Here is a 21,900-nt window from a genome sequence, read left to right on the forward strand (position 1 = left end):
GGTCTCAGTCCTGCTCGGCGGCGGCGCTCGTGAGGCGGGGCGCGAGGTCGGACGGGTCCGCGGGCGTCCAGGTGGCGGCGTCGGCCTCGACCTGGTCGCCGGACCGGATGTCCTTGACGGAGTCGGCCTCGCCGTCGGCGCCCGGGAACCAGACGAAGGGGATGCCGCGCTTGTCGGCGAACTTGATCTGCTTACCGAACTTGGCGGCCGTGGGGGCGACGTCGGCCGGGATGTCGCGGGCGCGCAGGGCGTCGGCGACGGCGTCGGAGGCGGCACGGTGCTCCTCGTCGGTGACGGCGACGAGGACGGCCGTGGGCACGCCGCGGGAGACCTCGATGAGGCCGTCGGAGATGACGCGCGACAGGAGGCGCGACAGGCCGATCGAGATACCGACGCCGGGGAAGGTCCGCTTGCCGTTCGAGGCGAGGTTGTCGTAGCGGCCGCCGGAGCAGACCGAGCCGAGGTCCTCGGCGCCGGCCATGAAGGACTCGTAGACGGTGCCCGTGTAGTAGTCGAGCCCGCGGGCGATCTTGAGGTCGGCGATGATGGCGCCGGGGCGGCGCCGCTCGGCGGTCGTGAGGAGATCGGTGAGCTCGGCCAGACCCGTGGTGAGCAGCTCGGTGGGCTCGGCGCCGTCGAGGGCGGTGAGGACGGCGGCCCTCACGGACCCGGGGTCCCCGCCGGAGACCCTGGCGAGACGGAGCGCGGCGTCGGCCTGCTCCCGCGTCGCACCAACCTCCTCGACGAGCTCTTCAGCGACGGCCTCGGGGCCGATCTTGTCGATCTTGTCGACGACGCGGAGGACCTCGATGAGCTGGTCGTCAGCGATGCCGACGGACTGGTAGAAGCCCTGGGCGACCTTGCGGTTGGACACGTGGATCGTCACGGACGGGATGGGCAGGGCGGAGAGCGCCTCGTGCATGATGAGGGGCGTCTCGACGTCGTGGTGGAGGGGCAGGGAGCCGTCGCCGACGACGTCGATGTCCACCTGGTAGAACTCGCGGAAGCGGCCCTCCTGCGGGCGCTCTCCGCGCCAGACCTTCTGGATCTGGTAGCGCTTGAAGGGGAAGTGCAGGACGCCGGCGTTGTCGACGACGTAGCGGGTGAAGGGGACCGTGAGGTCGAAGTGGAGGCCGAGCTGCTTGGAGGGGTCCTCGGCCTTCTCATCAGGGTCGGCCTGGAGGCGCGAGAGCAGGTAGACCTCCTTGGAGGTCTCGCCCTTCTTGGTGAGCTGCGACAGGGGCTCGACCGAACGGGTCTCGATGCCGGAGAAGCCGTGGAGCTCGAAGGTATGGCGCAGCGTGTCGATGAAGGACTGCTCGATCATCCGAGCGGCGGGGAGCCACTCGGGAAATCCGGAGAGGGACGACTGGGCCTGACGGGCCTGCGCTGCTGCCATGTGGGCCATTCTGTCACGCCAGCGCGGCGCCCTCGCTCCGGCGCGACATCCCGACCGACCGAGGGCCGCCCGCCCGCGTTTGGACCACCGCGCCGAGTCTGGACCACCTCAGACAGTGGCTCACGTGGTCCTGACTCACGCAGGCGGTCCAAACACCGGGGGGCTCACGCTCGCAGCTCGCTGTGTCCTGCGCCGTGCCCGCCCCGCTGCTCGCTCACGCTCGCAGCTCGCCGCCACGCACCTTGGCCTCGGCGAGGTACGGGTTCCCGCGGTGCTCGTGCTCCATCGTCGTCGAGGCGCCGTGACCGGGCAGGAGGACCGTCTCCGGACTGATCGCGGACGCGAGGAACCGCAGGGTGCCCCACATCTGCACCTGGTCGCCGCCGGGCAGGTCCGTGCGACCCACGCTGCCCTTGAAGATGACGTCGCCGTCGATGCCGATGAGGTAGTCGTGCGGCTGGTCCGCCTCCGAGGGGTCCGCCTCGAGGAGCGCCGGCACCTCGGCCTCGCGCAGCAGGTCGTTGTCGGCCAGCCGCGCGTTGAGGAAGAAGATCGTCGAGCCCTCCGAGTGCCCCGGCGCGGGGACGGCTTGGACCGCGATCCCCCGGACGAGCTCGACGGCCCGGGAGAAGCCCTCGCCCGGGAAGATGTGGATGCCGCTCGGGCAGGTCCAGGGCGTGCCCGCGAGGTCGGCGAAGGTCTGGCCGTCGGAGCGGATGCCCGTCGTCGTGTCCGGGTCGTCGAGTCGGTAGCGGTCCGGCTCGGGGACGTAGACCGGGATCTCGCCGTCCGCGGCGATTCCCTCGGCGCGGGCCGCGTCGATGAGGGCGGCGGTGTCCCACACGTGGTCGGCGTGGCCGTGGGTGAGCAGGACGGCACCCAGGGTGAGGCGGTTGGAGCGCAGCAGGGCGAGGGCTCCGCGGACGGAGCCAGCTCCGGGGTCGACGACGAGGGCCGGGCTGTCCGGGCCGTCGGCGAGGACGTAGCAGTTGGCGGCGAAGACGGGGGCGATCGTGCGCTCGAGGATCATGCCCCGAGGCTACCGCCGACAGCGAGGCGCCCGTCCCGCGACGTCGGACCGTCTAATTCCCCGACCGCCGACCAGCGACGTCGTGCGAGATCCGCACCACCGCGCCGACCAGCCCGAGAAGCACTGTCCCCAGCAGGAGCGCGCAGGCCCCGACGCCGAGCCACGACACGGCAACGACGCCGACCGAGCGGCCCAGCATCATGCCTCCGAGCGCCATGGTTCCGGCGGAGAAGGTGGCCGCGAACCGCCCGGGCGAGTAGGGCATGCGCCGGCGCAGGCCGCGCACGAGGACGAGCAGCCCCCAGACGACCATCGGGTGACCGAGCGCGAGCATGCCCCAGCCCCAGCCGTGGGCGAGGACGAGAAAGGTCCGCGCGGTGGGCCCGCTCACGTAGGCGCGGGCCTGGGTGGCGATAGCGACGATCCCCGCGACGGACTGCCCCACGATGCCGAGAGGGATGGTCGCCGAGGCGGACAGGCCGAGCGGCAGCGGGGCGAGCCTCAGCGTGCGCGGGTAGGCGGCGAGGAAGATCCGCCATCCGAAAACGAGGGAGATGAGCCATCCGAGGAAGGACACGAGCAGGACGATCCCACCGGCCACGTGGGGCACGTGCGGCGCGACGCCCGCACCGACGGTCGAGGAGACCATCGGGGCCAGCACGGCGAGGCAGGAGACGAAGCTCGGCGCGGGCTCGGTCCCGCAGCGGCACCGGTGCAGGTGAAGGCCCTCCGCCGCGAAGCCCAGCACGGTGCCCAGGATCCAGAGGACCGTGTCGACCGCCCACGAGGCGCGCTTGAGCGCGGGCCACCACCCCGGTACGACGGCCGCGGTCGCCGAGCCCACGGTCATGAGTCCCATCGCGACCGGTCCCCAGAAGGGCGAGTGGATCTCCCCGCGCAGCACGGCCGGGTCACGGGCGACGCGCACCCCGTAGCCGGTGGTGAGGACAAGAAGCAGCAACCAGGCGACGAGCAGGTCGATGAGGGCGAGAACGCGAACTGGGCCCACGAGCGCCGTCGGCACGAGGCCGACAGTGAGCTGGAGGGCGGAGGCGAGTATGCCGGTCCCCATGACGGCGGGGAACCAGACGGGACCAGGCGGCGGGAGGGGCTCGCGGTGGGGGGACCTCGGGGGGTCAGGGCTGACCAGGAGGCCGCGGTGCCGCACGGCGGTCGCTCCGGGTGAGTCGGAGGTCGGCAGTGCTCCGAGGTTCGCGCGTGTCAGGCGGTCATTGACCCACTAGGTGTACTGGTCGGGGACGTTGATCAACCGTGCGAAGGGCGGCTTGTTCCCGCAGGCTGTGTGGGGGCGGTGGTGGTTGTAGTAGTGCAGCCACCCGTCGAGCTCACCGCGGCGCTCGGCTTCGGAGGTGTAGCAGCGGGCGTAGGCCCAGCCATCAGCCAGGGTGCGGTGAAACCGTGTTGCGCTCCGGGTTTGATGGAGGCAGTGATGACAGGAAGGATCACTGCGCATGGGACAGAGGAAGTAGCCGATCGAGCTTCGTGGGCGGGCGACGAGGATGGCGTTGGAGGCTCTGGCGGACCCGGCCAGGTCGAAGGGGGGCGATCAAGCCGATCGCCGACGAGCTCGGCGTTGCCCCGCAGGCTCTGCGTACCTGGGTGCGGCAGGCTGAGGTGGACCAGGGCGCCCGGCCCGGTACCACCACGAGCGACGCGGAGCGCATCAAGGAGCTGGACAAGGAGGTCCGTGAACTGCGGCGGGCCAACGCGATTGTGAAGAGTGCCTCGGCTTTTTTCGCGGCGGAGCTCGACCGCCCGTCCCGCTGATCTGCCGTTACGTGGAGTCCAAGAAGGACGAGTTCGGGGTCGAGCCGATCTGCGCCACGCTGACGAGCGCCGGTGTCAAGATCGCCCCCTCCACCGTCGACGCGGCAAGGACCCGCCCGCCCCTCACCACGCGCCAGGCGCGAGGAGGTCCTCAAGGACGAGATCCGTGCCGTTCATGGTGAGAACTACTCGGCGTTCGGGGCCCGCAAGATGCACGTCATGGTGAACCGGCCCCTGGTCGCCGAGAGGCACGGGCAGGGACACGTCGCCCGCTGCACGGTCGGGCGCCTCATGCGGAGCCTGGGGCTGCGGGGCATCCGGCGAGCCAAGACGCCTCACACGACGCGCTCCGCGCCGAGGGATCAGTGCCCCGCGGACCTCGTGGAGCGCCACTTCTCGGCCTTCCGCCCCAATGAGCTGTGGGTCGCCGACATCACGTACGTGCCCACCTTCTCGGGGTGGGTGTACGTCGCCTTCGTCACCGACGTGAACTCGCGTCGCATCGTGGGCTGGCAGACCTCCACCAGCCTGTACACCGATCTCGCCCCGGGACGCCCTGAACATGGGCATCTGGCAACGCCACAAGGACGGTGCCGACCTTGCCGGCCTCGTCCACCACTCCGACCGCGCAGTGCAGTACCGCTCCATCCGCTACGGGCAGGCCCTGGCCGACTGCCACGCGGTGGCATCGGTGGGACCCGAGGCAGGCTCCTAGGACAACGCCCTGGCTGAGGCCCTGAGCTCGTTGTACAAGGCCGAGCTCATCGGCAGCAAGGGGCCCTGGACATCCATCGACGACGTCGAGGTCGCCACCGCCGAGTGGGTCCACTGGTACAACACCGTGCGGCCTCACTCCGCGATCGGGATGCTCACCCCCGTCGAGCACGAGCACGCCCACCACGCCGCAACCGGAGCCGATGCCACAGCCCTTGAGGTCGTCGACCGACCCCTACCCCAGACCACCACAACCAGATGAACGAGCCTCCACAAAACCCGGGGCCTGACACCCTGGCGGCCTAACCCCGACTGACACCCAACCGTGCATCAGCCCCAGTTGTGTGCGCTGGCTCATGTCGGTTCTGCCGCTGACCTTTCAATGCGTGTGGTGGCGCAGGCCACTCCGCCCAGCACGACAAGCAGCCCCGCCCATTGGATGGGGGAAGGCCGCTGACCGAACATGGCCCAGGCCCACAACATCGTGACGGGGGCTGTCAGGTAGAGCAGGGTGCTGGTTGCGGTGGCCCCCACGTGGCGCAGGCACCAGGTGAAGGTGGCATAGCCGCCCAGGCCTGACAGGAGAACGAGCCAGATGAGCGCCAGCACCAACCGTCCGGAGACGGGAACGCGGAAGCTCCCATCGGCGAGCGCGCAGAGCAGGAAGAATCCAGCCGCCACACAGACTTGGATGGTCAGGCTGAGCATGACCGGCATTGCCGGTTGCCACACGCGCTCCAGGAGCGCAGCCGTGGACAGGCCGAGCAGGCTTGCCACCACCAGGCCGACACTGGCCACGCCGGCCGCGCTGATCCCACCAACGCTAAGGGTCACACCGGCAAGCGCTACACCAAGACCAGCCCACTGGCGAATGCTGACGGGATCAGAGAAGACCAGTCGACCCACGGCGGTGACCAGCAAGGGCTGCAGTGCGCACACCAGGGCAGACAGCCCGGCATCCAGCCCGTGGTGGGCGGCAAGGAACACCCCGCCGAGGAATACGACATGCGACAGCAGCGACAAGGCAACCTGTCGCAACAGATCACCGCGTCCCACGTCGACCACCGCTCGGCGGGTCGAGGCCGTCACCATAGAGACGACAAGGAGCACTGCCGCGGTCACCAGGTAGCGCCAAGCCAGCAGCCCCCAGACTCCCACCGCCGTCTGGTCGGCCAAGGACGCGCCCACGAAACCAGAGCTCCACGTCATCACGAATGCTGCAGCCCTGATCCATCGCATCGCAACAGGTAACCATACCGGTCGGTATACTGTCAGTATATCCGCATCCGAGCCAGGAGCAACCATGGACATGGATCTCGAACCCTTCGCTCCAGTGAGCACCACCCCGGCGGGCCACCGGATCCTCGACGCCGCGACATGGCTCTTCCGGGAACAGGGCATCACCGCCACGGGCGTCGACAGCATCGCCGAGCGTGCCAGCACGACCAAGCGAACCCTCTACCAGCGCTTCGGCTCCAAGGACCATCTCGTCGCCTGCTACCTGCAACAACGCGCCCATAACTGGCAGGGCGAACTCGTGACCGCACTGCAGCAAGCCAGCCTCGCAGAAGGCCTCGACATCGTCTACGACCACACCATCCGGTGGGCCGGAGACACACTCCGCGGCTGCGCCTTCGCCAACGCCTGGGCCGAAATCGGGGCCAGTGACCACCAGGCCACAAGGATCATCCTGAACGAGAAGAACTGGATGTTGGCACTCTTCACGATCCTGGCCGAAGGCAACCACCGCATGGGCGGTCTACTCCACCTACTCCACGAAGGTGCCCAGGTCACCGCATCCATCCACCAGGACCCCACAGTCTTCACTGAGGCTCGCACCGCATCCCACCACCTGCTGGCCAGCCGGTCATGAGCTCGACCGGCAACCGTCGAGCTCCGGGGCGCGCTTCTCGATCAACGTCTTCGGTCAGTACAACTATGCCCTGAGCCCGCCCGCAGCTGGTCACCGCCCGGACACGTGCGGCGGCGCCTCCTGCTCCGCCGTCGTCCTGGCTCCTTTCCAACTCACGACGACCGCACCTGCCTTCGCGTGTCACCGGGTGGGCTCGAGCTCGAGGCGTTGGCCGGTCCAGTGCTCGAGGAGCCATCGGTCGTGGCTGGCGACGAGGAGCGTGCCGTCCCAGGCGGCGAGGGCCGCCTCGAGGGCCTCGATGGAGTCGAGGTCGAGGTAGTTGGTCGGCTCGTCGACGACGAGGACCTCCGGTGCGGCGGCGACGGCGAGAGCGAGCTGGACGCGCCGCTGGTTGCCGGCGGACAGGTCCCCGACGCGGCGGTTCCAGAACGACGGGTGCAGGACGCCCGCGCCCGTCTCACCGATCCCGCTCTCCCAGGTCTCGGCGTCGAGGCCCGGGTCGCCGGGCTGCGGGAGCCGCTGCGGGACGACGGCGAGGCGGCCGCCGACGTCGAGGGTGCCGGTCGAGGTGGCCGTGGGCGGCTGGCCGGACGCGATCCAGTTCAGCAGCGTCGACTTGCCTGCGCCGTTAGGTCCCGTGAGAAGCAGGTGCTCACCGGCGCGCAGGTCGAGGGTGACCGGAGCGAGTCGTCCGGGCACAGCCGCCCCTCGGGCCGCGACGGCCACGCCGGACGGCGTGCCGACGCTCCGCAGCTCCATGCGCAGGAGGTACTCGCGGGGCTTGCGGACCTCGCGGGACGTGAGGGCGTCCATGCGGCGGTCGTCATTGTGCGTGCGCCGGGTCATCGTCTTGGAGGCGCGGTCGGCGAAGAACTTCTTCTCCTTGTTGGTCGCCTCACGCAGCCGCACTCCCCCGGCGGCGATGTCCTCGCTGGAGCGCCGGTGCGCGCGGATGGATCGTTTCTCCTCCTGCTGTGCCGTGTGGAGCCGGGCGTGCTCGGCCCGCGCAGCGGACTTCTGGACCAGGTAGTCGGTGTAGGACCCGGCGCAGCGCTGCACGCCGGGCAGGACTCCCGCTCCCTCGGCGGTGAGCAGCGCCTGCCAGGGCGCGGTGTCCAGGTCGAGCAGGACGGTCGCGACCTCGTCGAGGAAGGCGCGGTCGTGGCTGGCCAGGAGGACCGGGCCGGTGACGTCGCGCAGGAGGCCCGCGAGGTACCGGGCGGCGTCGTCGTCGAGGTGGTTGGTGGGCTCGTCGAGGACGAGGACGGAGGGCGAGGCGAGCAGGGTGGCGGCGAGCTCGAGGCGGCCGCGCTGGCCCGGGGAGAGGGTGGCGAGGTCGCGGGCTCTCCCCTCCTCCCCCGTGATCGCTTCGAGGCCGAGGCCGGCGAGCGTCTCGTGGACACGGGCGTCGAGGCCCCACACGTCGGCGGCCTCCATGGCGGAGAGGAGCCCGTCGTACTCACGACTGAGGCGGCGCTCCTCGGCCGCGTCCGGCTCGTCGGCGAGAGCCGCGGTCACGGCCTCGAAGCGGGCCGTGAGTCCACGGACCTCGGCCGTGGCGGCGTCGAGGTAGTCGCCGACCGTGCCGGTCATGGTCAGGACGTCGGGGGCGCGGCGCAGCCCACCGGCTCCCCCGTCGGTGCCGGTGACGACGGCGGTGCCGGAGTCCGGGACGAGGTCCCCGGTGACGAGGCGGAGGAGCGTCGTCTTGCCGCAGCCGTTGGGACCGACGAGGCAGGCGCGCTCGCCGTCGACGACGGTCAGGCAGACGTGGTCGAGGAGGGGCTCGACCGTGTACGAGAAGGTGAGGTCGGTGAGAGTGATCGCTGGCATGCGGCGGTGCTCCTGGGCGCGGGGTCTCAGGAGGACTCGGGCAGGACGATCCGCTCGGGGTGGGCGTAGAGGTTCATCCGGTCCCCGCGCACGAAGCCGGCGAGGGTGATGCCGAGCTCCTCGGCGACGTCGACGGCGAGGCTGGAGGGCGCGCTGATCCCGGCGAGGACCGGGACGCCCGCCATGGCCGCCTTCTGGGCGAGCTCGAAGCTCGTGCGCCCCGAGACGAACAGGACGCAGCCGGTTGCCGGGTAGCGGCCGTGCTGCATCGCCCACCCGATGACCTTGTCGGTGGCGTTGTGGCGGCCGACGTCCTCGCGGGCCACGAGCATCTCGCCCTGGGCCGTGAACAGCGCGACCCCGTGGAGGCCGCCGGTGGCTGAGAAGACCTTCTGGGCCTCACGCAGAGCGTCGGGCATGGCGAGCAGCGTCTCGGCGCGCACGCGCACGTCGTCGGCGGCGAGGTCGAAGCGGGTCTGGGTGCGCAGGAGGTCGATCGACTCCGTGCCGCACACGCCGCAGGCGGAGGAGGTGACGGCGCGGCGCACGCGCCCCGCTGGGACGACGACGCCGGCCGCGAGCCGGATGTCGAGGACGTTGTAGGTGTTGGCGGGCTGGCCTGTCTCGTCGTCCATGACGCTGCCGGCGCAGTAGCGGGCGGTGGCGACGTCCTCAAGCCGGGTGATGATGCCCTCGGCGTTGAGCAGCCCCTGGGCGAGCTCGACGTCGTGGCCCGGGGTGCGCATGGTGACCGTGTAGGGGGCGCCGCCGAGGCGGATCTCGAGGGGCTCCTCCATGGCGACGGTGTCGATACGGCCGACGCCGCCCGGGTGGGTGGCGTCGACGGCGGTGACGCGGCGTCGGGCGGTGATACGGCTCATGCGCGGCCCTCGTCGGCGCCCGGCACGGTCCGGCCGACACCGTCAGCGCCCGAGCCGGGAGCCTCATCGTCGGCCCGTCCGACCGCGCTCCCACCGGCGGCCCCCGCCTCCTGCTCCTCGAAGCGACGGACGGTCTCGCGCACGCGGGTGAGGGTCGCGCGGACCTGCTCCTCGCTCGGGCCCTCCTGCCCGGAGGCGCCGGCCTCGCGTCCGAGCGCGACGCCGGCGAGAAAGGCGGACAGCGCGCCGGCGGGGCGGGCGGAGCCGTGGGCGACCTGCCCGACGGTGGCGAGCACCGGGGAGGTCACGGCCTCGGCGAGCGCGTGGTGGATCCCGAGCTCGGTGCACAGCAGGTCGGTGAAGGCCTGCGTGCGGCGCGTGGTCTCGGGGTCGTCGACGTGCTTCGGCATGGTTCTCCTCAGTGCCCTGGTGGGGCGGTGGTGGGTGCGGTCGTCCGCTGCGCTCGCCTGCGGCGTGAGCGGGCGGACGCTGAGCGCCCAGCCGGTCGCTCGCGGCACGGGGGCGTGTCAGCGGATGGAGTACTCGGGCCAGTCGCCGCCCGGCTCGGTGACGGAGCGCCCCTGGGCGAGCTTCTCGGCGAAGCGGCGCCGCTGGGGCCGCACCGTGTACACGGGGTCCTTCGCGCTCTCCAGGCCGGCGTAGTAGATGGAGAAGCGGGTGCAGGCGGAGCCGGCGACGAGCGAGGCTCCCGCGAGGACGTTGAGCGCCCGGTTGCGCCCCGCGAAGGCTGCCGTGACCCCGCCGACGGCGGTGAGGACCTTGGCGGCCTTGTGGAGGCGACCGGCACGGCCCTCGTGGAGCGGCTGTCCCTCCTCACCGAGGCGGCGCTCCATGGCGGCGTCCGCGGCCAGGTCGCAGGCGGCGGCAACGGAGGCGAGCTGGCGGACCGGTCGCATCTCGTCGGCGGAGCCGAGGACCATGTTGAGGCCGCAGCCGGCCCCCTGCCCGGAGGCGACGAAGAGGAAGGGCATCTCGCGGTAGGCCTGGTGCCACAGCGGCGTGGCCGTGTCGGAGAAGAGGACGGCCGTGTAGGCGGCGAGCGGGGGCGCGAAGAAGGCGGCGCCGGCGGAGGCGAAGATGCTGGCGACGTCGACGAGCTCGCGCCACCAGGACTCGCGCGGCAGGAAGGGCTGGATGATCTCGAGGGCGGCCGCTCCCCCGGTGAAGCCCGAGAAGCCGACGAGGATCCACGAGCCGACGCTCATGGGGCTCGTGAGCTTCGCGGTGCGCATCATGTTGAGGAAGCGCTCGGGCCGGCCGAGGTCGACGATGAGCGCGGTGCCGCCCACGCCAAGGCTGACGAGGCCCGCGATGCGGGCGTTGCGACGCAGGCCGTGGCGGTGCGTGATGTCCGCGCCGGCGCCGACGAGCCCGGAGCCGGCGGCCATGCCGCCCGCCCAGAGGTAGATGGCGATGGCCTCCTCCCACGGTGCCGGCTTGACGATGTTCTGGCCGTAGTAAGAGGTGAACTCGGCGGCGGGGACCACCCAGTCCTTCCCGACCTTCGGACCGGAGCCGGAGCGGCGGCGCCGACGACCGTCGCGGGGCGGCTCGGGCGGGCGGACGGAGTCGAGGTCGGTGACGGTCACTTCTGCCTCCCGTTGAGGACGAACATGCCGAGGGCGGTGGCGATCATGGCGGTGCCGGCGACGCCCGCGTGGGTGAACATCGACGCGATGTCGGCGGTGGTGACCTCTGGGTCCGGCGGAAGGCCGTAGGCCTCCGGCTCGTCCATGAGGAGGAAGACGCTGCCGGTGCCGCCGACGCCGTCGTCGGGGTTGGCCCCGTAGAGGCGGGCCTCGGTGTGACCCTGGGCGTGGAGCTCGGCGAGGCGCTCGCGGGCCATGCGGACCATCTCGTCGTGGTCGCCGAAGTGGATGGACTCCGTCGGGCAGTTCTTGGCGCAGGCCGGCGTCTGCCCGTCCTTGAGGCGGTCGTAGCACAGGGTGCACTTCTGGGCGACGCCGCCGTTCGGGATCGGCGTGGAGACGTCGCCGATGGTGATCGTGCCCTTCTCACGGCGGTCGATCACGCCGAAGGGGCAGGCGGCGACGCAGTAGCCGCAGCCGTTGCACACGTCGGGCTGGACGACGACGCTGCCGAACTCGGAGCGGAAGAGCGCGCCGGTGGGGCACACGTCGAGGCAGGCGGCGTGGGTGCAGTGCTTGCACACGTCCGAGCTCATGAGCCAGCGCACGGCGGGCAGCCCCTGCGGGTCGCCGTCGGCGAGCCCGGAGCCGGGCGCCGTCGGGTCGGCGGGCGCCGTCGTCGTGGTGGCGGTCCCGCTGACGGAGCCACCGGGAAGGCCCTCGCCCTGCTTGCGGACGCTCGGCATGCCGAGGGCGACGACGCCGGAGCGCCTCGCGGCCGCGATCTGCTCACTCGTCTGCTCGACGAAGGCGACGTGGCGCCACTGGTTGGCGCCGAGGTGGTAGCTGTTGTCGAAGGAGTTGCCGGAGAAGGTGTTCCCGTGCTCGTGCTCCTGGCGGGCCGGCACGCGGTTCCACTCCTTGCAGGCCACCTCGCAGGCCTTGCAGCCTATGCAGATGGAGGTGTCGGTGAAGAAGCCCTTGCGCTTGGTCTCGACGCCGTAGTTCGCGTCGTGGAGCGGGTCGGTCGGTCCGCTCAGCTGGTTCCTGAAGATGCTCATGCCCTGCTCCCGGACTCGGTGGCGGCGGTGGCGAGGCGCTCCTCGCCGTCGGTGGTGAGGCTGTTCAGCGGGTCCTGGGCCGTCTCGGGGACGAGGCCGGCTCGCTGCTGGTACTCGCGGACGAGGTCGAGGCGGGCCGTGCCGGTGGGACGGCGGCCGGGGATCACGTCCACGGTGAGGGACTTGGAGTCCTGGATGTGCGTGTTCGCGTCGAGGACGATGCCGAGCAGGTCGTTGGCGGAGTCGCCCTTCGTGATGGAGGTGCGCCCGTTGCCCCAGTGGAAGGGCATGCCGATCTGGTGGATCGTGCGCCCGCCAACGGTGAGCGGCGTGAAGCGGTCGGTGACGAGGACGCGCGCCTCGATGGCGCCGCGCGGGGAGACGATGGTCGCCCAGCCGCCGTTCTCCAGGCCCTTCTCGGCGGCGAGCTCCTTGTCCAGCTCGCAGAACATCGAGGGCTGGAGCTCGGCGAGGTACGGCAGGGTGCGGGTCATGCCGCCCGCCGTGTAGTGCTCCGTGAGCCGGTACGTTGTGAGGACGTAGGGGAAGACCTCGGCGCCGGGCTGGCCGGCCGAGGGCGCGAAGAGGTTGTCCTCGCGGGTGAAGGTCTCACGCGTCGGGTTCGCCTGGAGGTCGTACAGGGGGTTGCCCACCGGCGACTCCTGCGGCTCGTAGTGCGTCGGGAAGGGGCCGTCCACGAGGCCGCGGGGGCTGAAGAGCCACGCCTTGCCGTCCGCCTGGGCCGTGAAGGCGTCCGTGCCGGCGAGGCCCGCGGTGCCGTGCACGCCCTCGGGCGCGACGTAGTCCGGGGCCTTGGTCACCGGGAAGTCCGGGACGTCGTCGCCGGTCCAACGGCCCGACTCCTCGTCCCACCAGACGAGCTTCTTGCGCTCCGACCAGGGGCGCCCCTCGGCGTCGGCGGAGGCGCGGTTGTACATGATGCGGTTGTTGGCGGGCCAGGCCCAGGCCCAGTTGTGGGCGAGGGGTCCGTCCTGGTCCTTGCGGTCGGGGCGGTCGGCGGCGTGGTTGTGGTCGCCCGCGTAGACGCCCGTGTAGAGCCAGCAGCCCGAGGACGTCGAGCCGTCGGCCTTGAGGTCGGCGTAGCCGTTCAGCGTGTGCCCCTTGTGCTCGCCGTCGAGGAAGTAGCCGTTGATCTCCGCGAGGACGGACTCGGGGACGATCTCGCCCTCGTCGTCGGTCGGGTAGTCCCAGGTCATGTCGAGCAGGAGGCGGTCGCGGGGGTCCGTGGAGCCAGCGAGCTTCTCCTGGATGCGCTTGCCGAGCAGGTAGTAGAACTGCAGGTCGCTCATGCCGACGCCGGGGGCCTGGGCGGCCTTGTGGCGCCACTGGACGAGCCGGTGGGTGTTGGTGAAGGTGCCGCACTTTTCCGCGTGGGAGGCCGCGGGCATGAGGAAGACCTCGGTGCCGATCTCCTCGGTGACGAGCTCGCCCGTCTCGATCTCCGGGGCGTCCTTCCAGAAGTTCGAGGTCTCGGTCTCGCGCAGGTCGCGCACGACGAGCCACTTGAGCTCGGCGAGGGCCTTGCGCTGGATGCGGGCGTGGGCCTGGGCGACGGCGGGGTTCTGACCGAGGACGAAGTAGCCCTCGACACCGCCGTCCATCATGCGCAGGACCGTCTGGTAGGTGCCGTGCGCACCGGTGAGGCGGGGCAGGTCCCCGAAGTGGAACTCGTTGTCCGGCTGGGCGCTCTCGCCCCACCAGGCCTTGAGGAGGCTGACGACGTAGGCGTCGGCGCCCGCCCAGTTGCCCTTCTGCTCCTTGGAGGAGATACCGCCGAGGTACTGCTCGAGGGTCTCGGACTTCCCCGCCACCGGCATGGGCAGGTAGCCGGGCAGGATGTGGAAGAGGGTCGGGATGTCGGTGGACCCCTGGATGGAGGTGTGGCCGCGCAGGCCCATGATGCCGCCGCCGGGACGCCCCATGTTGCCCATGAGGAGCTGGAGGATGCCGGCGGCGCGGATCATCTGGGCGCCGCCGGTGTGCTGGGTCCAGCCGAGCGCGTAGCAGAAGGTGGTCGTGCGCTCGCGGCCGGAGTTCTCGACGATCGCGTCGACGAGGTAGTCGAGGTCCTCGCGGCTGATACCGCAGACCTCCTGGACGAGCTCGGGCGTGTAGCGCGCGTAGTGCTTCCGCAGCAGGTTGAGCACGCAGCGGGGGTTCTGGAGCGTCGGGTCGGTCTTGATGCGCGAGTGGGCGAGAGCCGGGCCGCCGGCGCCGAAGGACTCGTGGTGGCTCGTGCCGGGGACGTCGCCCGGGTCGTTGGCGGGGTCGGGCGCGCCCACGCCGTCTCCGGCGGAGGCCGGGGCGTCGTCGGACTCCTCGTACTCCCAGGTCGAGACGTCGTAGGTCCCGGTCTCCTCGTCGTAGCCGGAGAAGAGCCCGTCGAGGTCCTCGGCGTCGGCGTACCGCTCGGAGACGACGCTCGTGGCGTTGGTGAAGGTGAGGACGTAGTCCTTGAACCAGAGCTCGTCGGTGAGGATCTTGTTGATGACGGCGCCGAGGAGGGCGACGTCGCTCCCGGTGCGGATCGGGATGTGCTTGTCGGCCTGGGCGCTCGTGCGGGAGAAGCGGGGGTCGATGTGGATGAGCCTCGCGCCGCGGAGCTTCGCCTCGGTGACCCACTGGAAGCCCACCGGGTGGGCCTCGGCGAAGTTCGAGCCCTCGACGATGATGAGGTCGGCGTTGGCGATGTCCTGCAGGGACAGGGTGGAGCCGCCGCGCCCGAAGGAGCCGGTGAGGCCGGGGACGGTGGCGGAGTGGCAGATGCGCGCCTGGTTCTCGACCTGGATGACGCCGGAGGCGGTGTACAGCTTCTTCATGAGGTAGTTCTCCTCATTGTCGAGAGCTGCTCCGCCCAGGTGGGCGATGCCGAGGGTGCGGTGGAGGTTCTCGTGCTCGCCGTCGGACTCCTCCCAGGTGCGACGGCGGGTGTCGATGTAGCGGTCCGCGATCATGTCGATGGCGGTGTCCTGGTCGAGGTCCTCCCACTCGGTGGAGTAGGGGCGGCGGTAGCGGACCGTGGAGATGCGGGTCGGCGAGTTGACGAGCTGCTCGGAGGCGGAGCCCTTGGGGCAGAGGCGCCCGCGGCTGATCGGGGACTCGGGGTCGCCCTCGATCTGGATGATCTTCTCGTCCTTGACGTAGATGAGCTGGCCGCAGCCGACGGCGCAGTACGGGCACACGGAGCGCACGACCCGGTCGGCGGTGACGGTGCGTGCCTCGATGCCGCGGGTGGTGGGCGAGGTGACGGCCTTGCCGCGTCCGAGGAAGTCTCCGCTCGTGACCTGTCGGACGACGGGCCAGTCGAGCAGGGTCGGCAGCTTCGCCATGGGTGCCTCCGGGTGCGCAGGTGGTGGCCCGGGCGGGAGGGCCCGGGTAGGCCGAAGGTAGGACGTCGATCCGCCGTCGGCGCGCTCGGAGGGCGTCGGCGCGGCGAGCCCCGGTACCGCGCGGAAAATCGCGACGCGCCGGCGCACGGGCCGCGCCGGAGGGCACGTCTTTAGGTGACGGCGACTGCGCGTTTGTGCGCGCGGGGTCCTCTCGCCGCAGCCTGGTGACGACGACGTCGACGAACATCGACTCGGCGGGTGCGCCGGTGAAGGCGCCGCGCAGCGGTGCGACGTCCGCGTAGTCCCGACCGTGCCCGGCAGCCACGTGCTCCTCGAGGACGGGCGCGGGGTTCGTCGGTCGAGCGGCACCCAGCGGCCCAGCCAGGCCTCGACCCAGGCGTGGGACTGGCCCGTGGCCACCGTGCCCGCCGGGGCGCTCGCCAGCCGGGGCCGAGGTAGCCCGACCCGGAGCGGGCGGGGACGCCGGCGGCGCGCAGAGCACCGATGAGGACGTGGGAGAGGTCCTGGCACACGCCGGATCCGACCTCCCAGGCCTGGGCGGCGCGGGTGGTGACGTCGGTGGAGCCGGGGACGTGTGAGACGTGCCCGGTCACCGCGCCCAGGAGGGCGTCGACGAGCTCGCGGGGACCGGCGGCGCCGGCTCGCGCCTCGACCGCGAGGGTCCCCAGGTCCGCCGCGGGCTCCACGAGCGGTCTCATGGTGAGGTACTCGGTCAGGCGGCCGCGCAGCTCGTCCGTCTCGAGCTCCGCCCAGCAGAACCCCTCCCCCGCGGCGGTGCCCTGGGGAGGCGGTCGCGTCACGTCGACGGTCGGGGTCGCGACCAGCCGCATCTCCTCGGGGGCTCGTGGATCTCGAAGGCGACCACGCCGGTGCCGAAGTAGTCGGTGTAGCGGTGGGTCCACGCCGTCGGGGTGATCTCGATGCGGGAGGACAGGACCGACTGCTCGGCGTCGGCGCGCGAGATCATCCGGGCCTCGTTGATCGAGCCCGTCGCGCGCCCCTCGTAGCGGTAGCCGGTCGTGTGGACGACGCGCAGCGTGGTGGTCATGCGGGCGATCCCTTCGTCTGGGCGGTCGTGGGTGCCTCGTCGGAGGAGCCCTCGCTCCACCTCGGGGCCGCGGCACCGGAGAAGTAGCGCTCGGCGACGACCTCGCTCGCGCGCTCGCACACGAGCTGGAGGTCCTCGAGGCGGGACGCCAGGTCCGTGAGCACCTCCTCGGGGGCGAGGAACTCGAGCTCGGAGCGGGCGCGTCCGAGCGCCCGCTCGGCCGCGGTGCGAGGACCGTCGGGCCAGCCGCCGGGGTCGAGGGCCGCGAGCGCGTCCGCGGCCTGCGCGAGGGAGTGGACGACGGATCGTGGGAAGAATGGGTCCATGAGGAGGAGCTGCGCGGCCTCGCCCGGCTCGGTCGTGGCGCCCCGTGCCCACCGGAAGTCGTGCATCGCTCCGGCGGCGCGCAGGGCGTTGGACCAGACGTTGGTGGCGTCCTGGGTGCGGAGGGTCCACATGAGGAGCCGGACCGACATGTCGAACTGCTCCAGGCAGCGCCCCAGACGGAGGAGCTGCCAGCCCTCGTCGTGGCGCATGGTGTCGTCCGCGATGCCGGCGATGACCGCGCACGACTGGCGCAGGTACGTGAGAGAGGCGGTGGGCCGCGTGCTGGCGACCTCGCCCGTGCGGATCTCGTTCCAGGTCGTGTTGAGGGGCTCCCAGGCCTCGGGCGGGACGGTCTCACGAAGCCGGCGGGCGGCCTCACGCGCGTTGCGGAGCGAGGCGGAAAACGATCCCGGGCAGTCCGGGTCGTCCTTGAGGCGGGCGAGGAGGCCGGCCGTGGTGAGGCACTCCTCCTCGGGAGGCAGCCCCAGGACGGCGAGGAGGGAGGCGGCGGAGACCTCGAGGTCCGCCGTCGGATCCTCGACCATGAGCTGGAGGTGCACGTCCAGGAGGCGGCACGTGTCCTCGGCGCGCTGGACGTAGCGCCCGATCCAGTAGAGGGACTCCGCGATGCGGCTCAGCACGGGGCGATCTGCTGATCGGTGACCTGCTGCGGTTGGGCGTGAGCAGCCTCGGCGGCGGCGGGAGCGGCGTGAGCGCCCCCGGTCTGCTGCTGCTGTTGCTGCTGCTCCTGGGGCGGTCGGTGGGCGTGCTCGGAGTAGTGGGCCTGCGGCCGCACCTCGACGGTCGTGGCGCGGGGCGGGGCGCCCGCCGCGGACCGTCGGGACCGCGGTGAGCTGGACGACGAGCTGGGCGATCCAGCTGCGCGGGTCCTCGAGGATCCTGGCCCGGAGCGCGTCGAGCTCGGCGGGGGTGGCGGACGGGCCGATGACGGTGCCCTTGCCGCCGCAACCGTCGACGGGCTTGAGGACGAGCTCGTCGAGGCGGTCCATGACCTCCTCGCGGTGCTCGGGCTCGCCGAGCCTCCACGTGTCGACGCTCGGCAGGATCGGCTCCTCACCGAGGTAGTAGCGGATGAGGTCCGGGACGTAGGTGTAGACGAGCTTGTCGTCGGCGACGCCGTTGCCGACGGCGTTGGCCAGGGTGACGCGCCCCGAGCGGGCCGCGTCACGGCACCGGCCGAGCTCGTGCTCTCCGTCGCCCTCGCGGCGCCCGCGACGGGTCCCGACCTCGGAGAGGCGGGCTGCCCGATCACCGAGACGCTCACCGTCACGGTCGACGGCAGCCCCCTGCCGTGCACGGAGGTGCGGACCGAGGCCGGGACCCGCCTCCGCATCGTCAGCGAGGCGCCCGTCGGCGGCATCGAGGTGGTTGACGAGGCCAAGGTCCGCGGGGCCCTGCCAGCGGTCGAGGACGCCGAGGACGCCACCGCCCTGGCCCGCGACCGCGTCGTCCACCGGCTGCCGTCACGCTACTGCGAGTCCGACACGCTCGCCCCGACCGCCGCCGCGGCCTTTGAGGGACCGACGGGCGAGGCGCTCCTCGACGCCGTCTCCTCCTGGGTGGGGCAGCCGGCTCGCCTACGTGCCCGGATCCTCGCGGCCCACTGACGGCGCCGTGCGCACGCTTCTGGCGCGGCACGGCGTGTGCCGCGACTTCGCCCACCTGACGGTGGCGCTTCTGCGAGCGCTCGGGGTACCGGCCCGGCCGGTCAGCGTCTACGCGCCGGGCCTCGACCCGATGGACTTCCACGCGGTGGCCGAGGCCCTCGTCGAGGGCAGCTGGTGCGTCGTCGACGCGACGGCGCTCGCACCGCGCCGCTCCCTCCTGCGCATCGCGACGGGGGGGACGCCTCGGACACCGCCTTCCTCACCGTCTCCTCGGGTGCCGTCGACCTCGGGGCACCGGAGGTGAGCGCCGTCATCGACCCCGCCCTTCCGGATGATGACCTCGACCGTCTCGTCCGGCTGCGCTGAGCGCCTCGGGGGACTGCCCGGCGGGCACGTTCCGCGGGCTCGGCCGGCACGTTCCGCCCCAGCCCGGCCGGGCGCTACGCCGCACGCGCAACGCGACAGCTGCCCGTGGACGCCCCGCGCCACGACCCTCCGCGGCGGGTAGGCTCGAAGGACCGCCGCCTCCGCGGCGGACCACCACCACCCGGCCCCGGCCGGGCGCGAACGGAACGGGTCGGTCCTCCCGACCCCGCCCCGTCAACACATGAAGGAGCACATCGTGTCCGAGCAGACCCAGCCCGACGCCGAGCTGACGCCCACCTCCACGTCCGATGACCAGCAGCAGGGCCACTCCGGCTCCGACCCCACTCCCTCCGCCGCCGAGCGCGCCGCGAGCGAGCACGAGCGCGCCGAGCAGGCCAACCCCGCGACCGAGAGCGCGGACCCCTCGGGAAAAGCTGAGGGGGACGCGGCCAAGCCGAGCCGCGTCCCCGCAACCGACGAGTCCTTCGCCGCCCCCGAGAACGGCGGCGAGGTCGAGGACCGCCTCGAGGCCGAGGTCCGGGAGGCCGCCAGGGCCAACGCCGAGGCCGCCGACCGCGAGGACGCCCCGGCGCCCGCCGCCACGGACACCCTCGAGGAGCCCTCCTCGGCCCAGGCCGACTCCGCCCAGGAGGCCTCCGCCTCGCACGCCGCGCGGTCCACCACCGAGGCGCTCGCCACCGCCGCGCAGGGCGCCGCCAGCCACGGCGAGGGCACCCAGGACCCGACCGAGGGCGAGCCCTCCGACGCCCCGTCCGAGCCGGTCCCGGCTCCCACCCCCGCCGCCGTCCCGGCTCCCACCCCCGCCGCCGTCCCGGCGCCGGCCCAGGCCGCCGTCCCGACGGAGCCCGAGGTCGACCCCGAGGAGGCGCTCGACGCCGCCAAGTGGGGCCGCGTCGACGGCGAGGGACGAGTCTTCGTCCAGGACAACGGCGCCGAGCGCGAGGTGGGTCAGTTCCCCGACGCCCCGATCGCCGAGGCCATGGCCTTCTACGTGCGCCGCTTCCTCGACCTCAAGTCCTCCGTCGACCTCTTCGCGACGCGCCTGCCGCAGCTGAGCGTCCGCGAGATCGACTCGACGATCAAGACCCTCGAGGAGTCGCTCGTCGAGCCGGCCGCGGTCGGCGACCTCGAGGGCCTGCGCGCGCGCTTCGCCGCCCTCAAGGGCGTCGCCGCCGAGCGCCGAGAGGCCGTCACCGCCGAGCGCGCCGCGGCGAAGGAGCAGGCCGTCAAGGACCGCACCGCGATCGTTGAGCGCGCCGAGGCCATCGCGGCCCAGGACCCGGCACGCACGCAGTGGAAGAACTCCGGGGCCGAGCTCCGTGAGCTGCTCGAGCAGTGGAAGGGCGCCCAGCGCCGTGGCCCGCGCCTGGACCGCCCCACCGAGGACGGCCTGTGGAAGCGCTTCAGCCACGCCCGCACGACCTTCGACCGCCACCGCCGCCAGTTCTTCAGCGAGCTCGACGCCAAGCAGTCGCAGGTCAAGGCCGCCAAGGAGGCGCTCATCAAGCGCGCCGAGGAGCTCCAGGACTCCACGGACTGGGGCGGCACCTCCGCCAAGTACCGCGGGCTCATGGACGAGTGGAAGAAGGCCGGGCGCACCTCCCGCAAGGAGGACGACGCCCTGTGGGCCCGTTTCCGCGCCGCGCAGCAGGTCTTCTTCGACGCCCGACGTGCCAAGGACGAGGCCGTCGACGCCGAGTTCGCCGAGAACCTCAAGGTCAAGGAGGCCCTCGTCGAGAAGGCGGAGGCCCTCTTGCCCATCAAGGACGTCAAGGCCGCCAAGAAGGCCATTCGCCCCATCCAGGACGCGTGGGAGGAGGCCGGTCGCGTGCCGCGCAACGCGGTGCGTCGGATCGAGGGCCGCATGCGCGCCGTCGAGGACGCCATCCGCGAGGCGGAGAACGCCGAGTGGCGCCGGACCGACCCGGAGACCAAGGCTCGCGCCGAGGGCCTGGCCGGTCAGCTCGAGGACTCGATCTCCGAGCTGGAGAAGGACCTCGAGGCCGCCCGATCCGCCGGCGACGACAAGCGGATCGCCGAGGCCGAGGCCGCGCTGACCGCGCGCCGCGCCTGGCTCGACCAGGTCCGCCGGTCCGCCCGCGCCTGACACGCTGCCCCCGCCCGCGCGGCGGTGCGCACCGGCGCCGGGTCCCGCGTCACGCGGGACCCGGCGTCGTCGTGTCCGTGCCATCCCCGCCCCGGCGCACAGCGCCCTGAGCCCCGTTCGGTCTCCGTCCACAGGCCGAGGGCGGCGTCTCGCGGGACCTGCGCAGCCCCTGGCACCATCGGGCCATGCTCCCGTCACCGCCTCGTGTTCCGGCTCCGCGTGTCATGCACCGCCTCATTCGGCCGGCATCCTCACCCGCGACGACCGTCCTCGACGACGACGAGCTCGCCGTCCTGCGCGTGCCTGACCTGGACCGCGCGCTCATCGAGCGGGTGGCCGGTCTGGCAGTACCCCGGGACCTCCTGCGCACCCCCGGGACACGAGCCGGGTGCGTCGCGGAGCTGGTGCCGCCCGACGGCGCCCTCACCGATCTGACGGCCCTCTGGGTCCACGACGGGCGCCGCCCGCCGGCCGAGAGGCTCGAGGTCTGCTCGCCCTCGCGCTCGGGCGGGTCGCGCCGCGTCCATCTGCGCAGGGAGGTGCTCACGGCCGAGGACGTCGTCGTGCTCGGAGGGCTTCGCTGCGTCTCACCGGCGCGGGCGGCCTGCGACGTCGCCCGTACGGCACCGCCGGCGGTCGCCGTCGAGGCCCTGCTGCGGGCCCGCGACCTCGGAGAGTCCAGGACCAGTCTCCTCATCGCGCTCGAGCGCTGTCGCGGTTCCTGCGCGCGCGGCCGCCCACGAGCGCGCGGTCTCATCATGAGCCTCGTCTGAGGGCGTCCGCCGCCCTGGCCACCGCGCCCCACGTGCCCGCCCGGCACCACGCCCGGCCCCGGCGGGGCTC

Annotated in this window: 20 protein-coding genes, 3 pseudogenes and 1 other annotated feature; of the genes and pseudogenes, 9 read left to right on the top strand and 14 right to left on the bottom strand. The window is 72.2% G+C overall.

The genetic code is table 11. From position 1 onward, the window contains the following. Positions 1-4: 4 nt before the first annotated feature. The 4 genes and pseudogenes from hisS to IXW69_RS06910 all read right to left on the bottom strand — a co-directional run. A complete protein-coding gene (gene hisS, locus IXW69_RS06895) occupies positions 5-1,408 on the bottom strand; it encodes a histidine--tRNA ligase (RefSeq protein WP_194785622.1) in 1,404 nt (467 codons plus the stop codon). Positions 1,409-1,613: 205 nt separating this feature from the next. Beyond that, a complete protein-coding gene (locus tag IXW69_RS06900; protein WP_194785623.1) occupies positions 1,614-2,429 on the bottom strand; it encodes an MBL fold metallo-hydrolase in 816 nt (271 codons plus the stop codon). Positions 2,430-2,481: 52 nt separating this feature from the next. Beyond that, entirely contained in the window at positions 2,482-3,597 is a 1,116-nt protein-coding gene (locus IXW69_RS06905) for an SLAC1 family transporter (protein WP_323745219.1), read from the bottom strand. Between the two features lie 72 nt (positions 3,598-3,669). After that, positions 3,670-3,849, bottom strand: a pseudogene (locus IXW69_RS06910) (integrase core domain-containing protein); the annotation flags it as partial. Between the two features lie 83 nt (positions 3,850-3,932). Here IXW69_RS06910 and IXW69_RS12255 point away from each other — a divergent pair. The 4 genes and pseudogenes from IXW69_RS12255 (at position 3,933) to IXW69_RS12270 (ending at position 5,193) form a co-directional block, all read left to right on the top strand. Further along, positions 3,933-4,217, top strand: a complete 285-nt coding sequence (locus IXW69_RS12255) for a transposase (protein ID WP_456048973.1) — start codon at positions 3,933-3,935, stop codon at positions 4,215-4,217. Next, positions 4,178-4,306: a sequence feature (AL1L pseudoknot), on the top strand. It overlaps the preceding gene by 40 nt. Then, positions 4,290-4,733 (top strand): annotated as a pseudogene (locus tag IXW69_RS12260) (IS3 family transposase); the annotation flags it as partial. It overlaps the preceding feature by 17 nt. A 46-nt stretch (positions 4,734-4,779) precedes the next feature. Beyond that, entirely contained in the window at positions 4,780-4,932 is a 153-nt protein-coding gene (locus IXW69_RS12265; protein WP_456048975.1) for a hypothetical protein, read from the top strand. Positions 4,933-4,941: 9 nt separating this feature from the next. Then, the gene (locus IXW69_RS12270; protein ID WP_456048974.1) at positions 4,942-5,193 is read left to right on the top strand and encodes an integrase core domain-containing protein; all 252 of its coding nucleotides are present in this window, start codon (positions 4,942-4,944) and stop codon (positions 5,191-5,193) included. Between the two features lie 92 nt (positions 5,194-5,285). Here IXW69_RS12270 and IXW69_RS06920 read toward each other — a convergent pair whose 3' ends face one another. Then, positions 5,286-6,170: a DMT family transporter gene (locus tag IXW69_RS06920; RefSeq protein ID WP_228524997.1), complete on the bottom strand. Its 885-nt coding sequence runs from the start codon at positions 6,168-6,170 to the stop codon at positions 5,286-5,288. 64 nt (positions 6,171-6,234) lie between these two features. Between IXW69_RS06920 and IXW69_RS06925 the strand changes: the two genes are divergently transcribed. Continuing rightward, a complete protein-coding gene (locus IXW69_RS06925) occupies positions 6,235-6,804 on the top strand; it encodes a TetR/AcrR family transcriptional regulator (protein ID WP_194785625.1) in 570 nt (189 codons plus the stop codon). Positions 6,805-6,984: 180 nt separating this feature from the next. On the opposite strand, the gene IXW69_RS06930 is transcribed toward IXW69_RS06925, so the two are convergent. The 9 genes from IXW69_RS06930 to IXW69_RS12040 form a co-directional block, all read right to left on the bottom strand. After that, on the bottom strand, positions 6,985-8,637 hold the full coding sequence (locus IXW69_RS06930) for an ATP-binding cassette domain-containing protein (RefSeq protein ID WP_194785626.1): 1,653 nt from the start codon (positions 8,635-8,637) through the stop codon (positions 6,985-6,987). 26 nt (positions 8,638-8,663) lie between these two features. Continuing rightward, entirely contained in the window at positions 8,664-9,518 is an 855-nt protein-coding gene (gene fdhD, locus IXW69_RS06935; protein ID WP_194785627.1) for a formate dehydrogenase accessory sulfurtransferase FdhD, read from the bottom strand. Further along, the gene (locus tag IXW69_RS06940; RefSeq protein WP_194785628.1) at positions 9,515-9,928 is read right to left on the bottom strand and encodes a DUF6457 domain-containing protein; all 414 of its coding nucleotides are present in this window, start codon (positions 9,926-9,928) and stop codon (positions 9,515-9,517) included. Before IXW69_RS06940 ends, fdhD begins: the two co-directional genes overlap by 4 nt. A 117-nt stretch (positions 9,929-10,045) precedes the next feature. Continuing rightward, positions 10,046-11,128 (bottom strand): NrfD/PsrC family molybdoenzyme membrane anchor subunit, encoded by a 1,083-nt coding sequence (gene nrfD / locus IXW69_RS06945; protein WP_194785629.1) that lies wholly within the window; start codon positions 11,126-11,128, stop codon positions 10,046-10,048. Then, on the bottom strand, positions 11,125-12,189 hold the full coding sequence (locus IXW69_RS06950; RefSeq protein WP_194785630.1) for a 4Fe-4S dicluster domain-containing protein: 1,065 nt from the start codon (positions 12,187-12,189) through the stop codon (positions 11,125-11,127). The genes nrfD and IXW69_RS06950 overlap by 4 nt, the downstream gene beginning before the upstream one ends. Beyond that, entirely contained in the window at positions 12,186-15,539 is a 3,354-nt protein-coding gene (gene fdh / locus IXW69_RS06955; RefSeq protein WP_194785631.1) for a formate dehydrogenase, read from the bottom strand. Before fdh ends, IXW69_RS06950 begins: the two co-directional genes overlap by 4 nt. A gap of 170 nt (positions 15,540-15,709) precedes the next feature. Continuing rightward, entirely contained in the window at positions 15,710-16,390 is a 681-nt protein-coding gene (locus tag IXW69_RS12195; RefSeq protein ID WP_407646544.1) for a transglutaminase-like domain-containing protein, read from the bottom strand. Further along, the gene (locus IXW69_RS06965) at positions 16,357-16,608 is read right to left on the bottom strand and encodes a transglutaminase N-terminal domain-containing protein (RefSeq protein ID WP_194785633.1); all 252 of its coding nucleotides are present in this window, start codon (positions 16,606-16,608) and stop codon (positions 16,357-16,359) included. The genes IXW69_RS12195 and IXW69_RS06965 overlap by 34 nt, the downstream gene beginning before the upstream one ends. Next, a complete protein-coding gene (locus IXW69_RS12040) occupies positions 16,605-18,410 on the bottom strand; it encodes a circularly permuted type 2 ATP-grasp protein (RefSeq protein ID WP_194785634.1) in 1,806 nt (601 codons plus the stop codon). Before IXW69_RS12040 ends, IXW69_RS06965 begins: the two co-directional genes overlap by 4 nt. Positions 18,411-18,570: 160 nt before the next feature. On the opposite strand from IXW69_RS12040, the pseudogene IXW69_RS12045 reads away from it, so the two are divergent. The 4 genes and pseudogenes from IXW69_RS12045 to IXW69_RS06985 form a co-directional block, all read left to right on the top strand. After that, positions 18,571-18,693 (top strand): annotated as a pseudogene (locus tag IXW69_RS12045) (transglutaminase-like domain-containing protein); the annotation flags it as partial. A gap of 44 nt (positions 18,694-18,737) precedes the next feature. After that, positions 18,738-18,929: a hypothetical protein gene (locus IXW69_RS06975; RefSeq protein WP_194785661.1), complete on the top strand. Its 192-nt coding sequence runs from the start codon at positions 18,738-18,740 to the stop codon at positions 18,927-18,929. A gap of 256 nt (positions 18,930-19,185) precedes the next feature. Beyond that, positions 19,186-21,057 (top strand): DUF349 domain-containing protein, encoded by a 1,872-nt coding sequence (locus IXW69_RS06980; protein ID WP_323745220.1) that lies wholly within the window; start codon positions 19,186-19,188, stop codon positions 21,055-21,057. Between the two features lie 185 nt (positions 21,058-21,242). Further along, positions 21,243-21,830 (top strand): hypothetical protein, encoded by a 588-nt coding sequence (locus IXW69_RS06985; protein ID WP_194785635.1) that lies wholly within the window; start codon positions 21,243-21,245, stop codon positions 21,828-21,830. Positions 21,831-21,900 lie beyond the last annotated feature (70 nt).

It is taken from the genome of Actinomyces haliotis (assembly GCF_015355765.1).
GTDB lineage: Bacteria > Actinomycetota > Actinomycetes > Actinomycetales > Actinomycetaceae > Actinomyces > Actinomyces haliotis.